1 pseudogene is annotated in these 620 nt (G+C 63.9%); it reads right to left on the reverse strand.

The window, feature by feature from the left end:
• Positions 1-58 precede the first annotated feature (58 nt).
• Positions 59-620, reverse strand: a pseudogene (locus H0W38_RS20775) (isocitrate lyase); the annotation flags it as partial.

The following is a 620-nucleotide window of genomic DNA, read 5'->3' on the forward strand; positions in this document are numbered from 1 at the left end:
CGGGACCGCGGGTGCCTTGCGTCGCAACGGCTGCCGCGACGCCGACGCCTTCAGGGCCTCAGCCGTGCTTCTGGTCGAAGAACTGCTCGTCCTCGGTCGAGCCCTTGAGCGCGCCGGTCGAGGATTCCTTTTCGATCGTCGTGGTGACGGCATCGAAGTAGCCGGTGCCGACCTCGCGCTGGTGCTTCACGGCAGTGAAGCCCTTCTCGGCGGCGGCGAACTCCTTTTCCTGCAGTTCGACGAAGGCGCTCATGTTGTTGCGCGCGTAGCCGTAGGCCAGATCGAACATGGAGTAGTTCAGGCTGTGGAAGCCGGCCAGCGTGATGAACTGGAACTTGTAGCCCATGGCACCGAGCTCGCGCTGGAACTTGGCGATCGTCGCGTCGTCCAGGTTCTTCTTCCAGTTGAAGGACGGCGAGCAGTTGTAGGCCAGCAGCTTGCCCGGGAACTTGGCGTGGATGGCGTCGGCGAAGGCCTTGGCGAAAGCCAGGTCGGGCTTGCCGGTCTCGCACCACAGCATGTCGACGTACTCGGCATAGGCCAGGCCACGGCTGACCGATTGCTCCAGGCCGTTGCGGGTGCGGTAGAAGCCTTCGACAGTCCGCTCACCGGTGCAAAAC

This window comes from Methylibium sp. (genome assembly GCF_013817365.1).
Taxonomy (GTDB): domain Bacteria; phylum Pseudomonadota; class Gammaproteobacteria; order Burkholderiales; family Burkholderiaceae_C; genus Methylibium.